The sequence below is a fragment of the Caulobacter sp. genome, assembly GCF_017744445.1.
Taxonomy (GTDB): domain Bacteria; phylum Pseudomonadota; class Alphaproteobacteria; order Caulobacterales; family Caulobacteraceae; genus Caulobacter.
The window spans coordinates 129,914-153,251 of sequence record NZ_JAGIBH010000012.1; the positions used below are offsets into that span (position 1 = coordinate 129,914).

The window sequence follows — 23,338 nt, forward strand, 5'->3', positions numbered from 1 at the left end:
GCAACTCCAACTAAGCGTTCAGGAAGCCGCCGCGCACATAGACGAGCGGCGTCTTGGTTTCGTCGGTCACGACGCGCCGGACGCGTCCGACCAGGATTTCGTGATCGCCGCCGTCGTGGGCGGCATGCAGTTCGCACTCGACCGCCGCCACGCAATCGGCCAGCAGCGGCGCGCCGCAGACGCCGGCCTCGACGGCGGTCAGGGCAAAGCGGTCGTCGGCCCCGCTCTTGGCGAAGCGGTAGGCCAGGTCGCCCTGCTCCTGCGCCAGGATGTTGACGCAGAAGGTCCGCGCCTGACTCAGCGCCGCCAGGGTGCGGCTGTCGCGCTTGAGGCAGACCATGACCAGCGGCGGGTCCATCGACACCGAGCTGAAGGCGCTGACCGTCGTGCCGACCAGCCGGCCGTCATGGCAGGCGGTGACCACCGTCACGCCGGCGGCGAAGCTGCCCATGGCCTTGCGGAAGTCCGCCGGTTCGGGCGCGTGGACTTGAGGCGCGGCGCTCATCACTCGTTCCCGAACGGGTTGTCGGGATAGACCGCCGAGGCCGGGCGCCTGGCGCTCTCGTCCGGGCTGGCGCGGCCACAGATGGCCAGGGCCGTCAGGGCGTAGATCAGGGCGCTGTCGACCAGGTCCTTGGGCGTCGGACGCCAGCGGCGGAAGCCGGTCGTGATCGCCGGAATCCGGTGCATGTTGAAGACGTTGTGGTCGCGCCACATGCTGGAATAGACCGGATTGGCCAAAGCGACCGGATGGCCCAGGCCCAGCTGGGTGGCGACGTCCACGGCCCCGACCAGCGGCGCCACCTCGGCGGCGTCGGCCTCGAAGCCGTGGCGCACCACAACGGGCTCGATGTCGATGCGGCCCAGGCCCGCCTCGCGCACCATGGCCTCCAGCGAATGCTGGATGTCGGCCACGCGCTGTTTGGGCGTCAGGCCGACCTCCAGATAGAGGTTCACCAGCTCGGTCCCCGCCCCGAAGGCGAACGGAATGCCGCCGCGTACCGAGCCGATCTGCGACTTGGGCTGGGCGACGCCGCCCGGGCTGTCGTAGCGGCTCTTCTTCTCGTACTCGCCGCTCCAGGCGTGGATCGCCTCGGTCAGCTTGCCCAGCTTGTAGATCGGGTTGGGGTGCTGGTCCGCCGTCGCCGGGTGCTCCAGCAGCGGGGTGAAGACCCCCTCGCCCCAGACCTGAAAGCGGAATACGGCATAGCCGCAGCCGACCCAGGTCAGGCCAAAGTCGCAGCCCTCGGCGGCGATGGCGTAGTCGGGAGCGACGCCGCCGTGGTGGAACAGGTAGTGGGCCCCGATGTCCTTGCCCATGTAGGCGACGCCCCGGTGTTCCTCGATCGGCTCGGGGCCGATCTCGCCCGGACAGGCGGTCAGGTACATCTTCCCGGCCAGCTCATAGCCGGCCTTCTTCAGCGCCTTGGCCGCGATCAGGAAGCAGCTCATCGGACCGCGGTCATTGGCGATCGGGTAGCCGTAGAGTTTGCCGTCCTCCAGCCAGCACTTCTCCCACTCGGGATTGGCCAGGGTCTCGGCGCTGTACTTGTAGCTGTCGAGGTCGGGGTTCCAGGTCGGCGCCTCGGTGTCGAGGTGGGCGGTGAACAGCAGGTTCTTGCCCACGTCCTTGCCGCCGTGCGTGCCGATGACGTTGGGCCGCTCGGGCGTGGCCCCCACCTTGCGCGGCGAAAAGCCTTCACGGGCCATCCAGTCGTGGACGTAGTTGGCGACCTCCAGTTCCTTGCCCGAAGGCGCGGGAATATTGCCCAGGGTCAGGGCCAGCTCGACGATCTCGGTCTCGTCGATGGCGGCGGCGATCGCCGCGCGGTCGGCTTCGGTGACCGTGTAGGGGGCGGCTCCGCCCAGGTTCGGAAATCCATCGGCCATGATCAGGCGCTCCAGGCGTGCGCGATCGCGGCCGTGTCGGTCAGGATCGCGCTGTTCAGTTCCATCACCTTCAGCGAGGCGGCGTGGATCTCGGGCTCGTAGGCGGCGCAGGCGTCGGCGGCGACAAACACGTGGTAGTCCAGGCTGAAGGCGTCGCGGACGGTGCTGTCGACGCAGCACTCGGTGGTCAGGCCCGCCACCACCAGGGTGTCGACGCCCAGGGCGTTCAGGCGCGCATCCAGGTTGGTGCCGACAAAGCCGCTGTAGCGGACCTTCTTCACCACCAGCTCGTCGGGCAGCGGCTTGGGGCCGTAGAAGTCCGAGCCGACCTCGCCCTCACGGCAGAGAGCGCTCTCATTATCGGGATCGCCGCCGCGACGACGCATGCGCTCCTTCCAGCTGGGGGAGTCGGTCTCGGGCGTCGTGAACAGGCCAACGAAGATCACTGGGACCCCTGCCCCACGCGCGGCCTCGACCATGCGCTCGGCGGCGGTCACGGCGGGCCGCACCGCGGCCATGTCGACATAGGCGCCCAGCGCACCGTCCGGCGAGGCGAAGTCAACCTGGATGTCGATGACCAGGACCGCCGTCCGCGATGGCGCGATCCAGGTCGCCAGGCCGTCACGCTCCAACGTCATGGCATTCACGAGAACACCGCGCGCAAACCCGGCAGGATCTCGGCCCCGAACATGGTCAGGCCCTCGACATAGTCGGGGAAGATCATCATCAGGCCATCCAGCTCGCAGTAGCGCAGATACTCCTCGATCTGCGCGCTGCAGGTTTTGGGCGAGCCGACCACGGTGTGGGTCATGAACGCGCCCTGGGCCTTGGCGACGGTCGAGAGCTTCTCGGCCGGCACGCCCCAGCTTTCCAGCATGGCCAGGATCGCGCCCATGTCGGCGCCGTCCTTGTAGTGCTCGACCTTGGCCTGCGCGTCCGCATCCGTGTCGCCATGGACGACGGTGCACATGGCGAAGGTCTTGATGGTCTTGCCCATGCCCTCGGCGGCCTGCTTGGCGCGCAACGAGGCGTCGCGACGCTCGTCGGGCGTGCGGCCGCCGATGAAGCAGATGTCGGCCTCGCGCACCGAGAACTGGAAGCCCCGGTCGCTCATGCCGGCGCAGACCAGGTCCGGGCGCGGCTTGGACATCGGCTTGGGCTTGGACTGGCAGTCCTTCATCTGGAAGTACTTGCCGTCGAAGTCGACGCTGTCCTCCGACCACAGCCGCTTGACGATCGTGGTCCATTCCTCGGTCAGGGCGTAGCGGTCGTCGTGAGTCAGGCTGTCGTCCCACGCGCCCATCTGGTCGAACTCGCCGCGATAGGCGCCGGCCACGATGTTGAGGCCCGCGCGGCCGCCGCTGATGTGGTCCAGGGTGGCGATCATCTTGGCCGCCACGGCCGGGTTCTGCAGCAGCGGATGGATGGTCGCCCAGATCTTCACGTTCTTGGTGGCCTCGGCGATGCCGGCCATCATGGTGACGGACTCCAGGGCTGTGCCCCAGTGGTCGGTCTCGCCGCCGAAGCCGCGGAACTTGCCCATCGACATGACGAAATCCATGCCGACCTCATCGGCCTTCACGGCCGCCGCGCGGTTGGTTTCATAAAGGCCGTCGAGGACCGGCGCGGTCTTGGAGATGATCCAGCCGCCGTTGGCGACCGGCAGGAACACCCCGAAATCCTTGTGCTGGGAAGGACGGTGGAACATGGCGTTACTCCCTGAACTGTCTTAGGCCGCGTCGCGCAGCAGGACGGGCGTGGGCGCCGGGACCGGCGCGGTCGTGGTTTCCTCGGTGGCCTTGCGCGGCGGACGCATGAATAGCGCCGCCACGAAGATCACGCCGATCACGGCGGCGAAGACCTGGAAGGTGGGTGCAAAGCCGCCCAGGCGGTCGCGCATCACGCCGCCGATCACCGGCCCGAGGGCCGAGACGGCGCCGGCCAGGCAGACCATCGAGAAGAGCTCGAGATTGTTCTTCCGGCCGTAGTAGTTGAGCAGCAGGATGCTGACCGCCAGCACGGTCATGCCAAAGCCGACGCCCACACCCAGCGCGAAGATCACCATCATCGGCCAGGTCGCGGCATTGGCCAGGGCCAGCAGGCCCACGGCCATCATCCCTTGCGCGCCGGCCAGCAGCCAGCGCGGGTCGATGCGATCGCCCAGGAGGCCGCCGCCCATCCGAGCCACGACCTGCATCAGGGATTCCAGGCTCAGCGCGGCGACCGCCACGGCCGAGACCACGCCCATCTCGCTGAAGTGGCTGGGCGCCAGGCTGACGGCGGTGACGCCGCCCAGCAGGTGAGCGAAATAGGCCGCGACGATCACATAGAACTGCGGGGTGCGGATCGCCTCCTTGATCGTCCAGTCGACCTGTGTGCGGTAGACGCGAGCGTTCGCCGGTTGTGCGGCGGCGTCTTCAGCTACCGCCTTGTCGGTCTCGACCGCCGCGCTTTCCAGCCACGCCTTGCCGCCGACCAGGGCCGCGGCCAGGGCGCCGACAACGGCCGAGGCGACCGCCTGCCAGGCCCAGTACGGCCGCCAGGCGCCGCCGGCCATCTCCATGCCGACCAGGGCCATCCAGGGGCCGACGACCCCGCCCAGCGAGCCGATCGTGAAATAGATCCCGAAGGGCAGCGCCCGCTTCTTGAACAGCATCGACAGGAGGTGCGTGCCCGGGATCAGCGCCATCATCTGGTAGCCGATGCCCAGCAAGGCTGTACCCGTCAGATAGACCGGCAGCCCTTGCGCTGTCGTCAGGCACAGGAAGCCCGCGATCATCACGGCCGAGCCGGCGACGATCGTGGCCCGCACGCCGATCTTGCGGATCAGCAGCGCCGGCAGCCACGACGAGCCGCCGCAGAACGCGCCCAGCAGGGTGAAGCCCAGGAAGGCCGAGGCGAAGCTCCACTGCTGGTCCTTGATCATGGCCGGCAGGACCACGCCCAGCGACGAGAACGTCGAGGCCGTGATCAGGAACAACAACAGGGAAAGAGCGCCCAGGAGGGTCCAGGAGCGCCATTGGATCGTCGACATCGCCATCGAGCCTCCATGCAAGCTCGCGGCGCGTCCCTCGCGGGGCGCGCCGCGCGGGGGAACTAGAATTTACGGGACAGGGTCAGGCGCCACTCACGGCCCTTGCTGGGCAGCGCGCCGAGGTTGGCGTAGCTGTCGGCGTCGGGTGTGAAGTAGAGCTTGTCGAACAGGTTATCGACGTTGAGCGTGGCCGTGTACGGACCGAACTCGTAGTAGACGCTGCCGCTGGCCACCCAGTAGGCGGGATAGGTCACGGCGTTCTGGACTGTGCCGGCCGTCTTGGTCACGTGGGTCACGCCCAGAGTGCCGCCGGCCTTGCCCCACTTATGCTCGTCGCTGGTATAGGCGCCGTACAGGCTGACCACCGACTTGGGGATCAGGGTGTAGTCGTAGTCGCCCGCGCGGCCCGGCAGGCTGCTGAACGCCCAGACGACATAGGTGCCGCCATAGGCCTGAGCGCCCGGCACGCCGGCGGTATAGGCCGGGATGTACTGGAACGAGTTGTCGGGCCCCTTCACCGTCGTGTGCTGGGTATTGCCCGAGAAGGTGAAGCTGAAGTTCTCGCTGGCGAGCCAGCGCACTTCCAGCTCCACGCCCTTGGCGCGGGTGCCGGTCGGGGTGCCGGTGATGCCGGTCAGCTGGGTGCGGTTCTGGCGATAGCCCGCCAGCGAGCCGACCAGCGTGCCCTTCAGCCATTGGAACTTGACGCCGGCCTCGGCCAGATCGCTGTTGGACAGCCAAGCGTCGCTGGCGTCGGCCACCAGGCCCGGCGCGATGTCACCCGCCTGGCTCATCTCCAGGGCCGAAGCCTTGGCGTAGGTGATGTAGGGCATGATGCCCGCCGGCGCCTTGTAGGTCGCGCTGGCGCTGTAGGTGAACTTACCCTTGCTGGCCTTTTGCTGGCCGGCGATCTGGTAGCTGAGATAGCCCGTGTCGTTCGACTTAACGTCGTAGTCGTCGTAGCGGCCGCCCAGCATCAGGTTCAGCTTCTCGCCGACCATGATGTCGGTCATGGCGAAGACGCCGGCCTGCTGCCACGTGCTCTTGTTGTCGTTCTCCCAGAGCAGGCCTTGCACGCCCGCGCCGGTCTCGGTCGAGAACGGGCTGTCGATGATGTCGGTCGGCGTGGCGCCGAAGCTGATGTCGCGACGATCCAGGGCGATCAGGCCGCTGTTGTAGCTCTCGCGGCGACGGCCCTCGAAGCTGCGGTACGAGGCCCCGACGAACGACTTGGAGGTGATGGCCCCCACGTCATAGGCGAAGTTGTAGGTCGCGCGCGCTTCCCACACCTTGCTGTCGAACCAGGCCGGATAGCCGTAGCTGACGAAGCGCTTGTTCTCCTGGTCGTCGTAGAACAGCTGCAGCTTCAGGGCGCTGTCGGGCGACAGCTCCTTGGCCAGGTCGAAATAGAAGGTGTTGGTGTTGGTCTTCGAGAAGTCGGCGCCGCTGATATAGACGTTGCGCGGGTTCAGCTTGGTCGTGCCGACACCGACGTCCAGCGTGTGCAAGGCGTTGCTGTCCGGGAAGCCGTAATAGGCCAGGTACATGGCGCTGGAGTACGGATAGAAGCCGATCTCGTTCGGCGTCAGGCGGCCGTTGCCGTCGGTGTCCTTCAGCGTGGTGTCGCGACCGGTGATGTAGGTCCGGTTGTCGATCAGGTCCTGGGTCAGGCGGTTCCAGCCGGGCGTCTGAACGTCGCCGTCCGAGTGGTAGTACATGCCGCCGAACGCCGTGGTCCAGCCGTTGCCCAGGTCGAAATCCGACGAGGCCTCCAGCGTCTGGCGACGCGGATAGATGCCCTTGTAGTAGCTGTGGCTGTCCTCGACCTCGCCGTACAGATAGACGCCGCCGGTGATCGAACCGAAGTTGGCCGGCAGGCCCAGCTGGGCCGTGGCGTTCTTCTTGTTGTACGAGCCGTAGGTCAGGGTGACTTCGCCGGTCGGCTCGGTCAGGTAACCACCCTCGTTCTTGCCCGACTTCGGAATGAAGTTGAGCATGCCGCCCACCTTGCCCGAGCCGTAGATCGGGGTTGGCGGACCGCGCACGATCTGGATCTGGTCGGCCGCGCCGATCGGGGTCGAATAGGTGCCCCGGTTCTCGATGCGCTTGAAGCCGCGGAAGTAGTTCTCGGCCAGGGTGCCGCGAATGTTCAGCGCGCCGGGCACGCCGTAGAAGCTGGCCGTGTAGGTGCCGGGCGAAACGGCGGTCAGGCCGTCGATCGTCTCGATGCCGTAGCGTTGCAGCGTCACGTCGCTGACGAAGCTGGCCGAGCGCGGCGTCTCCAGCAGCGGCTTGTCGATGCCGAAGACGGTGTTGTTAGGCTGCTTCTCGATCAGCCCAGCCTTGTCGCGCGCCTTGACCACGACCTCGTCGACCGTGTCGGACGGCGGCGTGGTGGTGTCGTCAGCGAAAGCAGCCTGCGAGTGCGCCAGCAGGACTAGGGCGGAACAACCCGCCATCAAAAGTCGATAGGTCGACATGCGGTCCTCATCCGAGGCCGTCGCGCCCACCGCCTGCGGCGGTTATCCCCAGGTCGACGCCTCGGGACTGATCATCCGCCGCTCAGGCCCGGCGGCGAGCAGCGGCGACTGACATTTCACTCAAAATGTCCCCGCCGCACGCATGTTGAGCCATTGGCGACCGCGAAAGCGGCGCGGCGCCATCGAAACTTGCTTCAGAGCGAACCAGAGGCGGCCCAAAGGTGCCCCCTCTGAGGGGACCCGCTCTACCCGCCCGGATGCAGACCGGGCGCCTCCTGGCCGGTACGGGCGACATACTCGGTGTAACCGCCGCCGTACTGGTGGAAGCCCTCGGGGGTCAGCTCCAGCACGCGGTTCGACAGGGCGCCCAAGAAGTGGCGGTCGTGCGAGACGAAGAGCATGGTGCCCTCGAAATCCGCCAGGGCCGCGACCAGCATCTCCTTGGTGACCATGTCCAAGTGGTTGGTCGGCTCGTCCAGCACCAACAGATTGGGCGGATCAAACAACATCTTGGCCATGACCAGACGCGCCTTCTCGCCGCCGGACAGCACGCGGCAGGGCTTTTCGACATCGTCGCCGGAGAAGCCAAAGCACCCCGCCAGAGTGCGCAGCGCCCCCTGCCCCGCCTGCGGGAACGAGCGCTCCAGGGATTCGAAGATCGTCTCTTCGCCGTCCAGCAGGTCCATCGAATGCTGGGCGAAATAGCCCATCTTCACGCTGGCCCCGATATGGACCGCGCCCTTGTCAGGCTTGGTGTCGCCGGCCACCAGCTTCAGCAGCGTCGACTTGCCGGCCCCGTTGGCGCCCAGAACGCACCAGCGCTCCTTGCGGCGCACCAGGAAGTCCAGGCCGTCATAGATCGGCTTGTCGCCATAGCCCTTGTGGATGCCCCGCAGGCTGATCACGTCCTCGCCTGAACGCGGCGGGCTCTGGAACTCGAACTGCACCGTCTGGCGACGACGCGGAGCCTCGACGCGTTCGATCTTGTCGAGCTTCTTGACCCGGCTCTGAACCTGGGCGGCGTGCGAGGCGCGCGCCTTGAACTTCTCGATGAACTTGATTTCCTTGGCCAGCATCGCCTGCTGGCGTTCGTACTGCGCCTGACGCTGGGCTTCGCTGAGCGCGCGCTGCTGGTCGTAGAAGTCCAAGGCGCCCGAATAGGTGATCAGCGAGCCGGCGTCGATCTCGACCACCTTGCCGATGATGCGGTTCATGAAGGCGCGGTCGTGCGACGTCATCAGCAACGCGCCGTCGTAGTTCTTGAGGAAGGCCTCAAGCCAGATCAGGCTTTCCAGATCCAAGTGGTTGGACGGTTCGTCCAGCAGCATGCCGTCGGGACGCATCAGCAGGATGCGGGCCAACGCCACGCGCATCTTCCAGCCGCCAGACAGCATGCCGACATCGCCGTCCATGCGTTCCTGGCTGAAGCTCAGGCCCGCCAGCACTTCGCGCGCGCGGGCCTCCAGCGCATAACCGTCCAGCTCCTGGAAGCGCTCCAGCACCTCGCCGTAGCGTTCCATGATGGCGTCAAGCTGGTCAGCCTTGTCGGGATCGACCATGTCCGCTTCCAGCGTGGCCATCTCGGCGGCCAGCGCGCTGACGGGACCGACGCCGTCCATCACCGCGGCGACCGCGCTCTGACCCGACATCTCGCCGACGTCCTGGCTGAAGTAGCCGATCTTCATGCCGGGATCGATCGTGACCAGGCCGTCATCGGGCTGCTCCTGACCGGTGACCATGCGGAAGAGGGTCGTCTTGCCGGCGCCGTTCGGGCCGACCAGCCCGACCTTCTCACCCTTCTGGATGCCCATCGAGGCTTCGATGAACAGGATCTGGTGGCCGTTCTGCTTGGAGATGTTGTCGAGGCGGATCATGGGCGGTCTGCTAGCCCGAGCGGACGCGGAACGCCAGCCTTAGAGAGCATCAATTCCAGGCGCGGGTCACAACGACTCGCTTCCTAGGGGCTTGGTCTTCGAGAGACACGCCCACCGCAACGTCAGGGCGAAATTTGGGCGTTGCCAGCGCTATACAAGGCGCCCTTAACTCAAGCTCGCAACCTTCTGGGGCACGGAAGGCGTCGGGCGTGGGCTCGGCGTCGGCCAGACCCTAGAGTCATCCGCGCTCAAGCGTGGTCACGGTGCGTAGGGAGAAATGCCGCGTATCAGATGACGACGACACCGGGGCTGGTGTTGCCTTGGGCGATCAAACCGGTTCACCGGAAAACGAAGGGGAAGTTGTGCGTATCTCGTCCATGGTTCTGGCGGCTCTGTTGCTGCCTACAGTCGCGTCTGCTCAAAAGGCGCCCGATCCGGCCCGGCTCAAGGCTGACGTCACCAAGCTGGTCAGCTTCGGCACGCGGCATACGCTGTCCGATCCCGATCACCCGACGCGCGGCATCGGCGCGGCGCGGCGCTGGTTCGCCGAAGAGATGAAGCGGACCGGCGCGAAGTGCGGCGACTGCCTGCAGATCTCCACCATCGAGCGCGTGTTCACCAATGACCGTGCGCCCAAGGGCGTGAATGTCGTGGACGTCCTGGCCATCCAGCCGGGCCGCGATCCGAACCGCGTGGTGATCGTGCAGGGTCACATCGACAGCCGCGTGACCGACGTCATGAATTTCACCAGCGACGCGCCGGGCGCCAACGACGACGCCTCGGGCGTGGCGCTGGTGCTGGAAGCCGCGCGACTGCTGTCGGGCCAGAAGTTCGACGCCACCATCGTCTATGCCGCGCTCTCGGGCGAGGAACAGGGTCTGCTAGGCGGGACCCTGCTGGCCGACACGGCCAAGGAACGGGGTTGGAAAGTCACCGCCGTGCTGAACAACGACATCGTCGGCAACACGGTCGGCCAGAACGGCACGCGCGTCGCCGACCGGGTGCGGGTGTTCTCGGAAGGCATCCGGGCCAGCGAAGGCGCGCCCGAGCAGCTGACCCGCCGCGGCAACGGCGGCGAGGATGACGGCCCCAGCCGCGCGCTGGCCAAGGCCATCGACCATGTCGGCGAGAGCATTCCTGGCGGTCTGGACGTCTTCGTGGACCGCCGTCCCGATCGCTTCGGCCGCGGCGGCGACCATGAGCCCTTCCTGAAGTTGGGCTATCCGGCGGTCCGCTTCTCGGTGGCCATCGAGAACTACAACCAGCAGCACCAGGACCTGCGCACCGCCGATGGCGTCGAATATGGCGACACCGTCGACAAGATGGACTTCCCGTATCTGGCCAAGGTGACGGCGGTGAACGTCGGGACCATCGCGCGCCTCGCGGCCGCCCCGGCCGCGCCGGATCAGGTGCTGCTGCGCGGCGCCCTGGGCAGCGACACGACCGTGTCCTGGACCGCCGCACCCGGCGCGGCCGGCTACCGGGTCCACTGGCGTCGCAACGACAAGCAGGACTGGACCGATCATCGCGACGTTCCAGCTGATGCGACTGAGCTGCTGCTCAAGAACGTAAACGTCGACGACACCTTCTTCGGCGTCTCGGCGCTGTCGTCCACGGGCGCTGACAGCATCGTCACCTTCGGCGGACGCGCCCCGCGCCCTCCGCGCTAAGCGCCTGACAACCAAAAAGATTGAACCCGCGCAGGCTAGCCTGCGCGGGTTCTTTCATTTCTAGGCCTTGTCGCCACCGGACCAAGGCCGGCGGCGACGCTGCGGTCTGGCGCTTAGAACTTGAAGCGCGCGCCAGCCCGGAACGAGCGGCCCAGCAGGTCGTAGGGCGCGCTGGTGCCGAACGAGGTGCCGCTGCTAGGGATCGGCTCGGGATCGCGGTTGAACAGGTTCTCCACAGCTGCGAACAGCGTGATCCGACGGCCGCCAATGGTGACGTCATAGTTCTCGGCGATTTCGACGTACCAGACCGGGTCCACCTTGTTCAGCGCCTCGGGAATACCGGTGCGGCTGGTTTCAGGCTGGTTGGTGATCTTGCCCTTGCCCAGGTAGCGCGTGGTCAGGGTGGTGCGGCTGTCGCCGACGACATAGGTCGTCGTCAGCATGCCGCGCCACTTCAGGCTCGCGAAGGTGCCCAGGGTCGGCGGCGCGACATCGCCCGGCAGGACAGTTTCATCCTTCAGCCGCTGGGAGACCAGCAGGCGGAAGTTGACGGCGCCCGGCAGCGACTTGCTGATGCGGTCCAGCGTGGTGCGATAGCCCGCTTCGTAGTCGATGCCCTCGACGGAGACCGTCTGGGCGTTGATGCCGCTGGTGTAGATGGTGGCGTTGACCAGATTGGTCGCGCCCGGCGCCTTGACGATGGAGTCGCAGGCCGCCGGGTTCTGCGGCCGGTTGAAGCCGTAGCACATGTCGATGATCTGTTGCGCGCCGACGGCCGTGATGGCGTCGGCGATATCGATCTTGTACCAGTCCACCGACAGGCTCAGGCCCGGCGCCCAGTGAGGCTGATAGACGCCGCCGGCGGTCCAGGTCTTGGCGATTTCCGGCGTCAGGTTCGGATTGCCGCCGCTCAAGGTGATGTTGGGCACCTGCGGGCTGCCGGGCTGGGTCCGGTCCAGATACGCGTTCACGAACTGGCTGCTGGGCGCGAACAGGTCGTTCAGGTTCGGCGCGCGGATGTCACGCGAACGGGTGCCGCGCAGACGCAGGTCATCATTGATGTCCCAGGTCAGGCCCGCCTTCCACGTGGTCACCTTGCCGCTGGTCGAGTAGTCGGTCCGACGGACGGCGCCGTTGAACTCGAGGCTCTTGGCCACGACGGAGTCCTTCAGCAGCGGCACCAGGACTTCTGCGAAGCCTTCCTTGACGTTGTAGCCGTTGGAGCCGTTCTTGAAGTTACCAACGTTCCACAGCGACTGCAGCGAGTAGGCGTCAGCCGTCGAGTCGAACGTCTCCTTGCGATACTCGAAGCCCGCGGCGACCGAGACCTCGCCAGCCCAGGTCGAGAACGGGCTGTACTGAGCGTCGATCGACCAGACGTCCTGGTTGAAATCCAGATCCTGACGGGTGCGCAGCCCTTCGGACGCGCCCGTGACCCAGGCGATGGACGCCGCGCCCAGCGAGCCCTCGCCGAAGATGTTCATCGGTACGCAGCCGTTCGTGGGCGCGGTCAGGGTCGAGCGGCAGATCGGCGAACCGGCCGCGACACCGGCCACGCCGCCGGTCGCCGGGTTGGCGATCACGTCGATGGCTTGGTTGAAGCGGTTCAGGATGATGTTGTTGTCACGGGTGTACCAGACCTTGCTGTGGCCGTGCTGGTAGTAGGCGCGCCAACGGCCGCTATCCAGGAAGCGACCGTCCAGCGCCGCCAGGATCCGGTCCTGCCGGCGATAGTAACCCGCCTCGCCGATGTGGGTCCCCGGCGTGTTGATCATGTCGTAGAAGAGCCGGTTCATCTGGAACGACGTGACGCCGGCCCGGTCCATGGCCTGTTGCGCGCCGATCGGCAGGAACGGGTTGGCCCGGTTGACCGTGATCGCGGTGGCCCCTTGGCGGTTATAGACCGCCGACCAGTTGACCGTGTCGTTGCCGGCGTAGCTGGCCTCGAAGGTGGCGGTGATCTTGTCGGTCAGCTCGAAGCTGGCGCGACCAAAGAGGCTCCAGTGCTCGTCGTCGGGCAGCAGAGCGCCGCGGATGGGCATGGATTCCACCGTGCCGCCGGCCTGCACCTGGCCTTGCTGGATCGGACCGAAGACGAAGTTCTGCAGCGTCCCGCCTGGCCCGAAGGCCATGCCCATCAGCGGACCGGAAGCGACCACGCCGCCCGGCGTGCTGTTGTAGCCCGCGTCCGTGCGGACGATCTGACCGGGCTGGCCGTTGGTGGCCGTCCAGTTCGGGTTGTTCATCAGGCGCAGGCCCGGCTGGAACCAGCCGCGGGGATCGTCATAGAAGTCGATCCGATCGCCCTTGTAGTAGTTACCGCTCAGCAGGAGATGGCCGCGGCCGCCCGCGAACTTGCGGCCATAGGCCAGGTCGGTCGAGATGATCTTGCCGTCGCCGTGATCGGTCTTGCTGTAGTTGACGCCGCCCTTGAGACCGGTGAAGCCGGTGTCGAGGATGAAGTTGACGACGCCAGCAACGGCGTCGGAGCCGTAGGCGGCCGAGGCGCCGCCCGTCACGACATCGACCCGCTGCACCAGGTTCTGCGGCAGCATGTTGACGTCCACGGCCGGCGACATGCCCGAGCCCACCACGCGACGGCCGTCCAGCAGCACCAGCGTGCGAGTGACGCCCAGGTCACGCGCGCTTAGCTGGTTGGCGCCACCGGTGGCATTCGCGAACAAAGTTGTCGTGCGCGGCGTATTCCCCGTGCCCATCGAGGGCAGCTGGGTGATGTAGTCGGCGATATTGGTCGGGTTGCGTTCCTGGATGTCCGCCGCCGACAGCACGGTGGTCGGCGTCGGCGCCTCGTTGCCGTTGCGCACGATGCGCGAACCGGTGACGACGACCTCTTCGACCTGGCTGGCCTCCCCCTGTTGCGCCGCCGGCGCACCCGTCGCCTGGACGGCCAGCTGGAGGACTTCGGCCTGCTCGGCCGCGGCAACCGGATTGGCCGCCAGACTCAAGGTAGAGCCCGCTGCGATGGCGACGCCGGTCAGAAGGCGCCAACGCAGGCTCTTCGATACACGCACTTGGAACATAACTCTGCCACTCCCCGATACAAACGTTACACTGGTAACGCCGTTACGCCACAAATCTGCCACAGATTGCGCTTGCGTCGAGTAGTCGCCATTAAGATTGGCAATCGCCTAGAGATTGGGCATCTTTCGCGCCGCACAAAACCAACCCTGTGCAGTCCGCGCGCCCCTTTGCCCCGGCGCCACCGTTGGCGCCCTGTGCGGGATGCCCAGTCCCGCCGCCGCGCTTCGGCGAGTCAAAATCAAAACTCGATACCCGCCTGGGCCTTCACGCCAGACCGGAACGGGTGCTTGACCAGGGTCATGTCGGTAACCAGATCCGCGGCGTCGATAAGCGCCTGGGGCGCATTGCGGCCCGTGACGATAACGTGCTTGCCCTCCGGGCGCGCCGTGATCGCCTCGACTACCTCCTCGACCGGCAGGTACTCGTAGCGCAAGACGATGTTCAGCTCGTCAGCGACCACCATGTCGATGTCGGGATCCGCGATGCGCGCCTTCACCGCCTCCCAGGCCACGCGGGCGACGGCGATATCGCGCGCGCGGTCCTGGGTGTCCCAGGTGAAACCCTCGCCCATGGGTGTGAATTCGACCTGGTCGGGGAAGGCGTCGAAGACCACCTTTTCGCCGGTCTTCAGCGCCCCTTTCACGAACTGGATGACGGCGACCTTCTGGCCGTGGCCGATGGCCCGGCAGACCATGCCCAAGGCGGCCGTGGTCTTGCCCTTGCCGGTCCCGGTGTTGACGATCAGCAGGCCCTTCTCGATCTGGCGCTCGGCCATCATCTTGGCGCGCGCGGTCTGGATCTTGGCCATCTTGGCGTTGTGCCGGGCGTTGAGATCGGCTTCGTCGGTCATGGGACGATTTACTCCTGAGAGAGGCAGGCGAGCCTCCGCCACGCTGTTGGATCCGGGACGCCACGCGCCCTTCCGTGTCAATGAAACGCCGCGCCGGCGTTGTGGGCGAAGCGTCGATTCCAGACGATCGCCACGCCTGAAATGGTCGTGACGACGGTCAGAGCGACCGTGAACTCGATCAGAGACGGAACGGTTCTGCCCGTGAATGTCATGGCCGTCTGCAGCGCGAATGCGCCAGCGCACACCCCCATGGACAGCATCAGCTGCTGGAGGGTCGCATAGAAACTGGTCGCCGCGCTCATCCGCTCGGGCGGGATCTCCTCGTAGGCCACCAGATTGTAGGCAGTGAACTGCAGCGACATGAAGGAACCCGACACCAGGAGCGTCGCCACGATGAGAGGCATGGGCCAGGCGGGCCTGAACAGGCCGCAGACGGCGTAGCCCAGGCTGCCGGCAAGCCCGTTGAAGATCATGCTGTTGCGGAAACCAAAACGCTTGAAGGCGACCGGAGCGGCCCACCTGGTCAGCAGCGCGCCGATCGCGCCGGCGATCATAAGCAGACCACTCGTGGCCGCAGGCATGCCAAAGCCGAGTTGAAACATCATCGGCAGCAGGAAGGGCTGCGCCCCCTGGGTGATACGCGTCAACGACCCGCCGATGACCGACAGGCGAAAGGATCGATAGGTCAGCAGCGACAGGTCCAGCACGGGGTCTTCGCAGCGCCTGGCATGGCGCAGGTAGACAGCCCCGATCGCGAGCCCGGCGATAATGACCGCGACACTCGCCAGGGCGCGCCCCGGCTGACTGGCCATCTCGAAGCCGAACAGCAGACAGCTGATCGCGGCGCCCGCGATGAGGAAGCCCACGACATCCAGCTGGAAGGGGCGCGGCTCATGGGTCTCGGTGATGAACAGCGTGGTGAGCACGATCCCGAGCAGGCCGATGGGCAGGTTCAGATAGAAGATCCAGCGCCAGTCCAGATGCATGACGATCAACCCGCCGATCGGCGGCCCCAGCACCGCGCCCGCCAACGCAGGCAGGATCAGCGAGGCGGTGGCGGCGACCATGTCCTCCTTGGCCACGCTGCGGATGAGGATGAGGCGTCCGACCGGGATCATCATCGCGCCGCCCACGCCCTGAAGAAATCGGGCGACGACCAGGAACGGCAAGTTCGGCGCCTGGGCGCACAGCAACGATCCCAGGGTGAAGAGCACGATGGCGACGCGGAAGAGATCGCGAGCGCCGAAACGATCGGCCAATCGCCCACTGGCCGGGATGAACAGGGCCAACGCCAGGAGATAGCCGGTCAGGGCCGAGCTCAGGCGCGTGACCGAGACCGCCAGGTCCTGCGCCATCGTCGGCAAGGCGGTGGTGAGCACCGTCGCGTCCATCTGTTCCATGAACAGCGCGCAGGCGACGATCAGGGCGACCAGTCTGTAGCTCCGCCGAATGGGCGTGGCGGGTTCGTTTGTATCCATGACCACCCCCTCGGTTCGGCCCTGCTACCGCAGTCGGCCGAGGGTTGCCAAGCGCGATTAGGGCCTGCGCGAGATCACGAAAATTTAGCGATCGGACGGTGACGGAAACCGCCCGTCGGCGGGTCTTCCCGGTTGAAGCGCCATCAAGGCGTGACAACGAACAATGGGAGGGTTGCCGTGAAAACCACGCGCAAAATCACGTTCAAGGGGTATCTGTTCACCGCTACGGCGGGCGCTGTTCTGGCGTCAGCGGTTCCGGCCCTGGCGCAAACGGCGCCGCCGGCCGACCAGGCCGCGACGGTCGAGGAAGTGGTGGTCACCGGCTTCCGGGCCAGCCTCGCCAACGCCATCAACCTCAAGCGCAACGCCGCCGGCGTCGTCGACGTCATCAAGGCCGAGGACATCGCCGACTTCCCGGACGCCAATCTGGCCGAGTCCATCCAACGCGTGCCAGGCGTCTCGATCTCGCGCGACGCGGGCGAGGGTCGCTCGATCACCGTGCGCGGCCTGGGCGCCAGCTTCACGCGGGTGCGCATCAACGGCATGGAAGCCCAGAGCACGACCGGCGGCACCGACAGCTCGGGCGGCGCCAATCGCGGCCGGGGCTTCGACTTCAACACCTTCGCCTCGGAACTCTTCAACAGCATCACGGTGCGCAAGACCCAGGCCGCCGAGGTCCAGGAAGGCTCATTGGGCGCCACGGTCGACCTGCAGACCTCGCGGCCGTTCGACTACAAGGGCTTCAACCTCGCCCTGTCGGCGCAGCAGGGCTACAACGACCTGCGCGGCAAGTGGGACCCGCGCCTGGCTGGCCTGGTCTCCAACACCTGGGACACCCCGATCGGCCGCTTCGGCGCTCTGGTCTCGGCCGCCTACACCCGCCGCCACATGTATGAGGACGGCTTCGGCACCGTCGGCTGGGACCTGGTCAACACCAATGGCGGCTTCTGCAGCCCGATCGGCGTCACCCCGGCCAATCCACCCATCAGCGCCGCGACTGGGACCAGCGCCACGGCCTGCGGGACCGCCGCTGGCATCACCGTGCCACGCGCGGCCGGCACGCCCGAGAACATCGCCGCCTACACCACCGCCAGCGGCGCCAATGTCCACATGCCGCGCCTGCCGCGCTACGGCCGCCTGACCCACGACCAGAAGCGCACCGGCGTGACGGCCTCGCTGCAGTGGGAGCCGACCCCCGACACGACCCTGACGCTGGACGGCCTCTATTCGAAGTTCGACGCCAAGCGCGAGGAAGACTGGCTCGAGAACTTCGGCTTCAGCCGGGCGCTGTCCAACCTGGGCAAGCCGCTCAACAGCGTGCGCAGCGCCGTGGTCTCGCCGACGGGCGACCTCGTCTACGGCGTCTTCGACGGCGCGCGGATCCGTTCGGAGATGCGCTATGACGAGCTGACCACCGAATTCAAACAGTTCGTGCTGACTGGCAAGCACCGGTTCAACGACCGTTTCCGCATCGAGGGCCTGGTCGGCCACTCGACCTCGGACTTCGCAAACCCGATCCAGACCACGATCATGCTCGATCGCCTGAACTCGGACGGCTACAGCTACGACCTGCGCCAGAACAATCGCCTGCCGACGATCAACTACGGCTTCGACACGACCAATCCGGCCAACTTCACCTTCATCAACAACGTCTCCGAAATCCGGATGGCGCCGCAGTGGGTGAAGAACACCTTCGACACCGCCAACTTCAACGGCGGCTTCGACCTGACCGACGGCCTGACGCTGAAGGCCGGGGTCGAGTACCGGAAGTACGAGTTCGACACGCGCAGCACCGGCCGTCTCAACAGCCAACTGCTGCCCGCCCTGCCGGCAGGCAAGACCCTGGCCGACCTGACCAAGCTGGTCACCGGCTTTGGCAAGAACCTGGGCCAGCCAGGGACCAACATCACCAGTTGGGTGGTGCCCGACATCGACAAGTTCTCCGAAGCCCTGGGCATCTACAGCAACACCGGCCTGTTCGAGCTGACCGGCGTGACCAACTCCAGCGCCCGCGGCAACATCCGTGGCGTGAAGGAAGTCTCCAAGGCCGCCTGGACCCAGCTGGACTTCCGCACCGAGGCCCTGCCCTTCACGGTGCGCGGCGACATCGGCGTGCGCTACGTGAAGACGAAGCAGAGCTCGCGCGGCTATCAGCTGCTGGGCGCCGCGCCGGTTCAGGTCACCGCCGAGCGTGAGTACGACGACATCCTGCCGTCGCTGAACCTGACGGCGGAGGTGACCCCCGAACTGCTGGTGCGCTTCGCGGCCTCGAAAGTCATCGCCCGGCCCGAGCTGGGCAACCTGACCCCCGGCGGCAGCATCACGGTCACCGGCGCGCGTTCGGTCAGCGCGGGCAATCCCGACCTCGACCCGATCCGCGCCAAGACCGTGGACGGCGCGGTCGAATGGTATTTCGCCAAGGACTCGCTGCTGTCGGTGGGCGTCTTCTACAAGGACATCGAGACCTACATCCAAAGCCTGCAGGAAGATCGCCCGTTCAACACGTCGGGCCTGCCGCTGGACCTGCTGGCCAACTCGCAGACCGCGCCGACGGACATCTTCACCTTCCGCACCCCGGCCAACACCAAGGGCGGTCCGCTGAAGGGCTTCGAGATCAACTACCAGCAGGCCTTCACCTTCCTGCCGGACGTGCTGCCGTTCCTGCCCCGCTGGACCGAGCACTTCGGCACGCTGCTGAACTACACCTATGTCGACAGCAAGATCGATTACTTCCTGAGCGCCACGGGTGGCTCGTCGACCAGCGCCGACCTGGTCGGCCTGTCGAAGAACGCCTTCAACGCCACGCTCTACTACGAAGACAGCCGCTTCAGCGCCCGCGTCTCGGCGGCCTATCGCGACAAGTACCTGACCTCGGTCCCCGGCGGGAACACCGGTAACGACATCAACGGCACCAACGAGCTGCTGACCGTCGACGCCTCGGCCTCGTTCGCCGTGACCAAGAAGCTGAAGCTGACCTTCGAGGGCCTGAATCTGACCGACGAATTCGTCGACCAGTACCAGGACTCCGCGCGCAACAGCGCGTTCGTCTACACCCACACCGGACGGCAGTTCAACGTGGGGCTGCAGTACAAGTTCTAGCGTCCCTCTCCAACGCGCTAGCTCCTGGGCGCCGGTCTGCGGCCGGCGCCCGCATTTTCATTCCGACCATGCAGGCCAAGATGTCCTCGAGCTTCATGACGCCGCGCGCCCTGCGCCTGGCCCTTGTCACCACCACGGCGCTCACCCTGGCGTCCGCCGCCTACGCGCAATCGGACGGTCTGCTGTTCAGCCTGTCGGGCGACAAGGGCCTGACGGCCGACCGGGCGGCGGGCATGGCCGGTCCGATCTTCGCCGAGGGCGTCGACGTCGTCGCCGACGGCGCGGCGGGCCCCGCCCTGCGCGCCTCCGATGACCAGGTTCTGGCCTGGTCAGGCCCGGCCAACATCTATGCCCAGCGTGGCACCGTCTCGTTCTTCTGGCGCGCTCGCACCCCGGTGGGTCGCAGCGCCTTCCCGATCTTCCGCGTCGGCTATGCCGATCACACCAGCTGGGACATGGTCTGGCTGCGCATCGACTGGAACGGCCACGGCTTCGACGCCTTCGTCACCGACACCAACCTGGCCCGCACGCGCGTCAGCTTCGACGCCCCCGCCCCCTCGCCCGAGACCTGGACGCACCTGGCCTTCGCCTGGGACGAGACCCAGGGCGTGCAGCTGTTCGTCAACGGCAAGCCCGCCGCCCGCAAGGACGCCAAGACCACGCTCGACGCGGGCCTTTTCGGCTTTGGCCCGCACAGCCGGGTGATCAGCCCCTATCAGGTCCAGAGCGCCTACAACTATCGGCGCGGCGGCGACATCGACGAGCTGAAGATCTACGACCACCGCTTGGCCGAGACCGAAGTCGCGTCCCTGGCCGCCAAGACCGAGGTCGCCTCTCCCGCGCCGCGCCGCGACCTGTCCGAGCCGCGCTGGCGCGACGAATGGTGGATGCGCTACGGCTGGAACCGGCCAGGCGACCTGCCCGCCTATCTGGCGGCGGCGGCCACCAAGATCCGCAAGGTCGAGTTCGCCGACACCCGCGATCTGAAGATGCGGATGTTCCGCGGCGCCGACGGCATCCGCGAAACGACCTGGCCCGGCGTCTACAACCGCTCGCGCCTGGCCGGACGCCATGACTATTTTGAGCTGCCGGACTGGAACGTCTATGCCGACGGCGGCAAGGCCTACGACCTGACCCTGCCCGACGAGCCCTGGAACACGCTGGAGATCACCGGCGCGGCCTATGGGGCCTTGAGCTTCACCCCGACCGGCGGCCGCCAGACGACGATCGGCGCGCGTCCCGCCGGCCAGGAGCGCACCTCGACTCGCCTGCCCGCCCCGCTAGGCGCCGGCGTGCTGCGGTTCTCCAACACCGCCCAGGAGACGCCGATCCAGGAGATCGCCGCCTACAACGTCACGCCTGGCGAGGAGCCGAAAGACGCCTTCAAGCTCAGCTACCAGGTCCGGGCCAGCGCGGGCGCGGCCTATCCGACCCTGACCGAATTGAACGGCTTCATCGCCGGGCGCTATGTCGCCGACGAGCGCGCGACCGTGGTCGCCCTGCCGGCCGGCGCGCCGTCCGCGCCGCGCGCCAAGACGTCGGGACCGCAGCTACCGCTGGTCCACGTGCTGATCCCAGCCGACTTCCGAGACGTCGCGCCGGGGGGGTCCGTGGCCCGCTATTCCTATGGCTGGGAGAACCTGAATGCGGGCCTGGACGGCCTGGCGATCGACCTGCCCGCTCTGGACGTCAAGCCGACCCACGGCGAGTTCTTCCTGCTCAACATCCGGGTCAAGGACCCCAGCTGGCCCGAGCGCGACCTGCTGGACGTCAATGTCGCCGTCAAGCCGAATGAAGCCCGCACCCTGTGGCTGGACACCCGCGACCGGATCCTGCCCGACGGCAAGAGCCTGTACCTGACCCTGGCCGGATCGGGCGGCGACTTCGGGCCGGCCTCCGTCGACGGCCTGCGGGTGCGCCTGGTGTTCAAGGACCGCAAGGCCGCCGCCCCGGAACACATCGCCGACCGCTTCGAGCAGGCCCGCGACAATCTGAGCTTCCTGGTCGAGGAGCAGCCCAACATCCGGCTGTATCCGACCTGGACCCGCTTCGAGCGCGACATCTCCGACGTCCTGAAGGTCGACCCCGACAACGCCGTGGCGCGCAGCTACTGGGTCGAGAAGAACCCCGAGCAGCCTTATGCCCCGTTCGTCCAACCAGAGCCGCCGGCGGGCGTGCCGCTGTGGGCCTTCCGCCAGACCGAGGACCTGAAGCTGGCCAGCCGCTTCGTGCGCTGGTGGATCGACAACCGCCAGATCGCCAACGGCGAGTTCGGCGGCGGCCTCTCCGACGACGTCGACCTGACCAACCAGTGGGTGGGCCTGGCGGAGATGGGCGTCGATCCCGAGGGTCTGGCGCGCTCGCAGCGCCGCATGCTGGACGAGACCTATGTCAACGGCATGTGGTCGAACGGCCTGGGCCGCATCCGCACCGACGAACTCCATACCTACGAAGAGGGCATAAACGCCGTCGCCCAGGGCATGATGCTGCAGTTCGGCGATCCCAAGACCGTCGAGCGGGCCATGGAGACGGCGCGCAACTACGACCGTCTCTACCAGGTCAATCCGGCCGGCCATCGCCACCCGGTCTCCAGCTACTACAGCGGCGACGACATCGTGCGCGAGAGCGTGTGGGAATGGGGCAAGCCCTACTCCTACCTCGTCCTGCACCCTGGCCTGCTGCTCGGCGAATACTGGGGTTCGGCCAAGATCAAGCAGACAGTCTTGGAGCTGGCCGACGGCTACCTGGCCCACGGCAAGCAGGCCGCCGACGGGACCTGGACGTTCCCGGCCGAAATCCACTGGCGCACCGACGCCGATCGCGGTTCGGGATTCGCCAGTTCCATCCACGTCTTCTGGGCCGCCTACAAGTGGACCGGCGACGAGAAGTACCTCCGCCCGCTGAACGGCGAGGTCGCCAAGGGCGACTGGTCCAGCCTGCTGCTGCTCAACGCCGACGTCCTGGGCCTGGCAAACCGCAAGGATAGCTGGGGCGCCAAGCTCTCGGCGCTCGCGGCCCCCAAGGCGTCCTTGACCGGACGCGGCGGCGACCTGGCCGACTACGCCCGTTTCGAGCGCTGGCGCGAGACTGGCGACAAGTCGATCCTCGCCGATATCTACGGCCGCGAGATCGCGCTCGACAGCCAGCGCATGCACCTGATCACCGAGGGCCATCTGTGGTCGGACCGGGTCAATGTGCCCTGGTCCATCTTGCAGCGCTCGCGCCTGGGCGGGATCGCGCATAACCGCAACCAGTACTTCCCCGGCAACCTGGTCAGCTGGCGCTTCGACCGTCCCGACGCGGCCGAGCAGGTGGCTATCCTGATCCCGCAATCAACGCCGAAAGCCTTCAAGGCGGTGCTGTTCAACCTGGCCAACCGGCCGGTGAAGGCCACGCTGGTCGGCGCCGACGTCGCGGCGGGCCGCTGGACTCTGAGCGAAGGCGTCGACGCCAATGGCGACGACAAGGCCGATGCGCCCACGCAGCGCAGCGTGGTCCTGGAGCGGAGCGCCGGGATCGATATCGTCCTGCCGCCCGGCCAGACGACTGTGCTGGATCTGGCGCTGGATACGGCCTGGGAGGATCCCTCCACCCGTCCGGACATCGGGGTTGGAACCGACGACCTGCGACTTACCAAGGGTCGCCTGACCGCCACCGTCCACAGCCTGGGGTCCAAGCCGGCGCCGGCCGGAACGCTCGTCCTGGAAACCGCCGTCGGCGCGACCATCGCCTCGGCGCCGATCCCGCCGCTGCCCTCGGCCGCCGACCTGACGCCCAAGACCGTCGAGGTCCGGCTGAACCTGCCGGCCAAGGCCGCGCCGGGCGACTACCGCGTACGCCTGAAGCTCGAGGGCGATGTCCGCGAGGTCACCCAGGCCAACAATCTCGTCCCCCTGTCCCTACCTCCAACGCGGTGACGAG

The 23,338-nt window shown here is 66.9% G+C and carries 13 protein-coding genes; 3 read left to right on the plus strand and 10 right to left on the minus strand.

Features of this window, described 5'->3' with window-relative positions:
• Positions 1-10 precede the first annotated feature (10 nt).
• From J7528_RS17970 to abc-f, 7 genes are all read right to left on the minus strand, one after another.
• Positions 11-505, minus strand: a complete 495-nt coding sequence (locus J7528_RS17970; RefSeq protein WP_291877149.1) for a flavin reductase family protein — start codon at positions 503-505, stop codon at positions 11-13.
• Positions 505-1,890 carry a peptidase M20 gene (locus J7528_RS17975; protein ID WP_291877151.1) on the minus strand — a complete coding sequence of 462 codons (1,386 nt, stop codon included), beginning with the start codon at positions 1,888-1,890 and terminating at the stop codon, positions 505-507. Before J7528_RS17975 ends, J7528_RS17970 begins: the two co-directional genes overlap by 1 nt.
• Positions 1,891-1,892: 2 nt before the next feature.
• Entirely contained in the window at positions 1,893-2,528 is a 636-nt protein-coding gene (locus J7528_RS17980; RefSeq protein ID WP_291877153.1) for a cysteine hydrolase, read from the minus strand.
• 5 nt (positions 2,529-2,533) lie between these two features.
• Complete coding sequence (locus J7528_RS17985; RefSeq protein ID WP_291877156.1) at positions 2,534-3,598, minus strand: LLM class flavin-dependent oxidoreductase; 1,065 nt, start codon at positions 3,596-3,598, stop codon at positions 2,534-2,536.
• 21 nt (positions 3,599-3,619) lie between these two features.
• The gene (locus J7528_RS17990) at positions 3,620-4,924 is read right to left on the minus strand and encodes an MFS transporter (protein ID WP_291877160.1); all 1,305 of its coding nucleotides are present in this window, start codon (positions 4,922-4,924) and stop codon (positions 3,620-3,622) included.
• A 62-nt stretch (positions 4,925-4,986) separates the two neighbouring features.
• Positions 4,987-7,404, minus strand: a complete 2,418-nt coding sequence (locus J7528_RS17995) for a TonB-dependent receptor (protein ID WP_291877163.1) — start codon at positions 7,402-7,404, stop codon at positions 4,987-4,989.
• A gap of 245 nt (positions 7,405-7,649) precedes the next feature.
• Positions 7,650-9,278: a ribosomal protection-like ABC-F family protein gene (abc-f, locus tag J7528_RS18000; RefSeq protein ID WP_291877166.1), complete on the minus strand. Its 1,629-nt coding sequence runs from the start codon at positions 9,276-9,278 to the stop codon at positions 7,650-7,652.
• A 362-nt stretch (positions 9,279-9,640) separates the two neighbouring features.
• On the opposite strand from abc-f, the gene J7528_RS18005 reads away from it, so the two are divergent.
• Complete coding sequence (locus tag J7528_RS18005) at positions 9,641-10,948, plus strand: M28 family metallopeptidase (RefSeq protein ID WP_291877167.1); 1,308 nt, start codon at positions 9,641-9,643, stop codon at positions 10,946-10,948.
• Between the two features lie 113 nt (positions 10,949-11,061).
• On the opposite strand, the gene J7528_RS18010 is transcribed toward J7528_RS18005, so the two are convergent.
• From J7528_RS18010 to J7528_RS18020, 3 genes are all read right to left on the minus strand, one after another.
• Positions 11,062-13,989 (minus strand): TonB-dependent receptor, encoded by a 2,928-nt coding sequence (locus tag J7528_RS18010; RefSeq protein WP_291877169.1) that lies wholly within the window; start codon positions 13,987-13,989, stop codon positions 11,062-11,064.
• 239 nt (positions 13,990-14,228) lie between these two features.
• Positions 14,229-14,840, minus strand: coding sequence for a cob(I)yrinic acid a,c-diamide adenosyltransferase (gene cobO, locus J7528_RS18015; RefSeq protein ID WP_291877172.1), 612 nt, complete (start codon positions 14,838-14,840; stop codon positions 14,229-14,231).
• 77 nt (positions 14,841-14,917) lie between these two features.
• Complete coding sequence (locus J7528_RS18020; protein ID WP_291877175.1) at positions 14,918-16,318, minus strand: MFS transporter; 1,401 nt, start codon at positions 16,316-16,318, stop codon at positions 14,918-14,920.
• A 177-nt stretch (positions 16,319-16,495) separates the two neighbouring features.
• On the opposite strand from J7528_RS18020, the gene J7528_RS18025 reads away from it, so the two are divergent.
• Complete coding sequence (locus J7528_RS18025; RefSeq protein ID WP_291877177.1) at positions 16,496-19,417, plus strand: TonB-dependent receptor; 2,922 nt, start codon at positions 16,496-16,498, stop codon at positions 19,415-19,417.
• Positions 19,418-19,497: 80 nt separating this feature from the next.
• On the plus strand, positions 19,498-23,334 hold the full coding sequence (locus tag J7528_RS18030) for a LamG-like jellyroll fold domain-containing protein (protein WP_291877179.1): 3,837 nt from the start codon (positions 19,498-19,500) through the stop codon (positions 23,332-23,334).
• Positions 23,335-23,338: the final 4 nt, after the last annotated feature.

Bases quoted from the DNA above. Each gene is read 5' to 3' on its own strand.
- J7528_RS17970 (WP_291877149.1), bottom strand. From the start codon at position 505: ATGAGCGCCGCGCCTCAAGTCCACGCGCCCGAACCGGCGGACTTCCGC.
- J7528_RS17975 (WP_291877151.1), bottom strand. From the start codon at position 1,890: ATGGCCGATGGATTTCCGAACCTGGGCGGAGCCGCCCCCTACACGGTC.
- J7528_RS17980 (WP_291877153.1), bottom strand. From the start codon at position 2,528: ATGACGTTGGAGCGTGACGGCCTGGCGACCTGGATCGCGCCATCGCGG.
- J7528_RS17985 (WP_291877156.1), bottom strand. From the start codon at position 3,598: ATGTTCCACCGTCCTTCCCAGCACAAGGATTTCGGGGTGTTCCTGCCG.
- J7528_RS17990 (WP_291877160.1), bottom strand. From the start codon at position 4,924: ATGTCGACGATCCAATGGCGCTCCTGGACCCTCCTGGGCGCTCTTTCC.
- J7528_RS17995 (WP_291877163.1), bottom strand. From the start codon at position 7,404: ATGTCGACCTATCGACTTTTGATGGCGGGTTGTTCCGCCCTAGTCCTG.
- abc-f (WP_291877166.1), bottom strand. From the start codon at position 9,278: ATGATCCGCCTCGACAACATCTCCAAGCAGAACGGCCACCAGATCCTG.
- J7528_RS18010 (WP_291877169.1), bottom strand. From the start codon at position 13,989: ATGTTCCAAGTGCGTGTATCGAAGAGCCTGCGTTGGCGCCTTCTGACC.
- cobO (WP_291877172.1), bottom strand. From the start codon at position 14,840: ATGACCGACGAAGCCGATCTCAACGCCCGGCACAACGCCAAGATGGCC.
- J7528_RS18020 (WP_291877175.1), bottom strand. From the start codon at position 16,318: ATGGATACAAACGAACCCGCCACGCCCATTCGGCGGAGCTACAGACTG.
- J7528_RS18030 (WP_291877179.1), top strand. From the start codon at position 19,498: ATGTCCTCGAGCTTCATGACGCCGCGCGCCCTGCGCCTGGCCCTTGTC.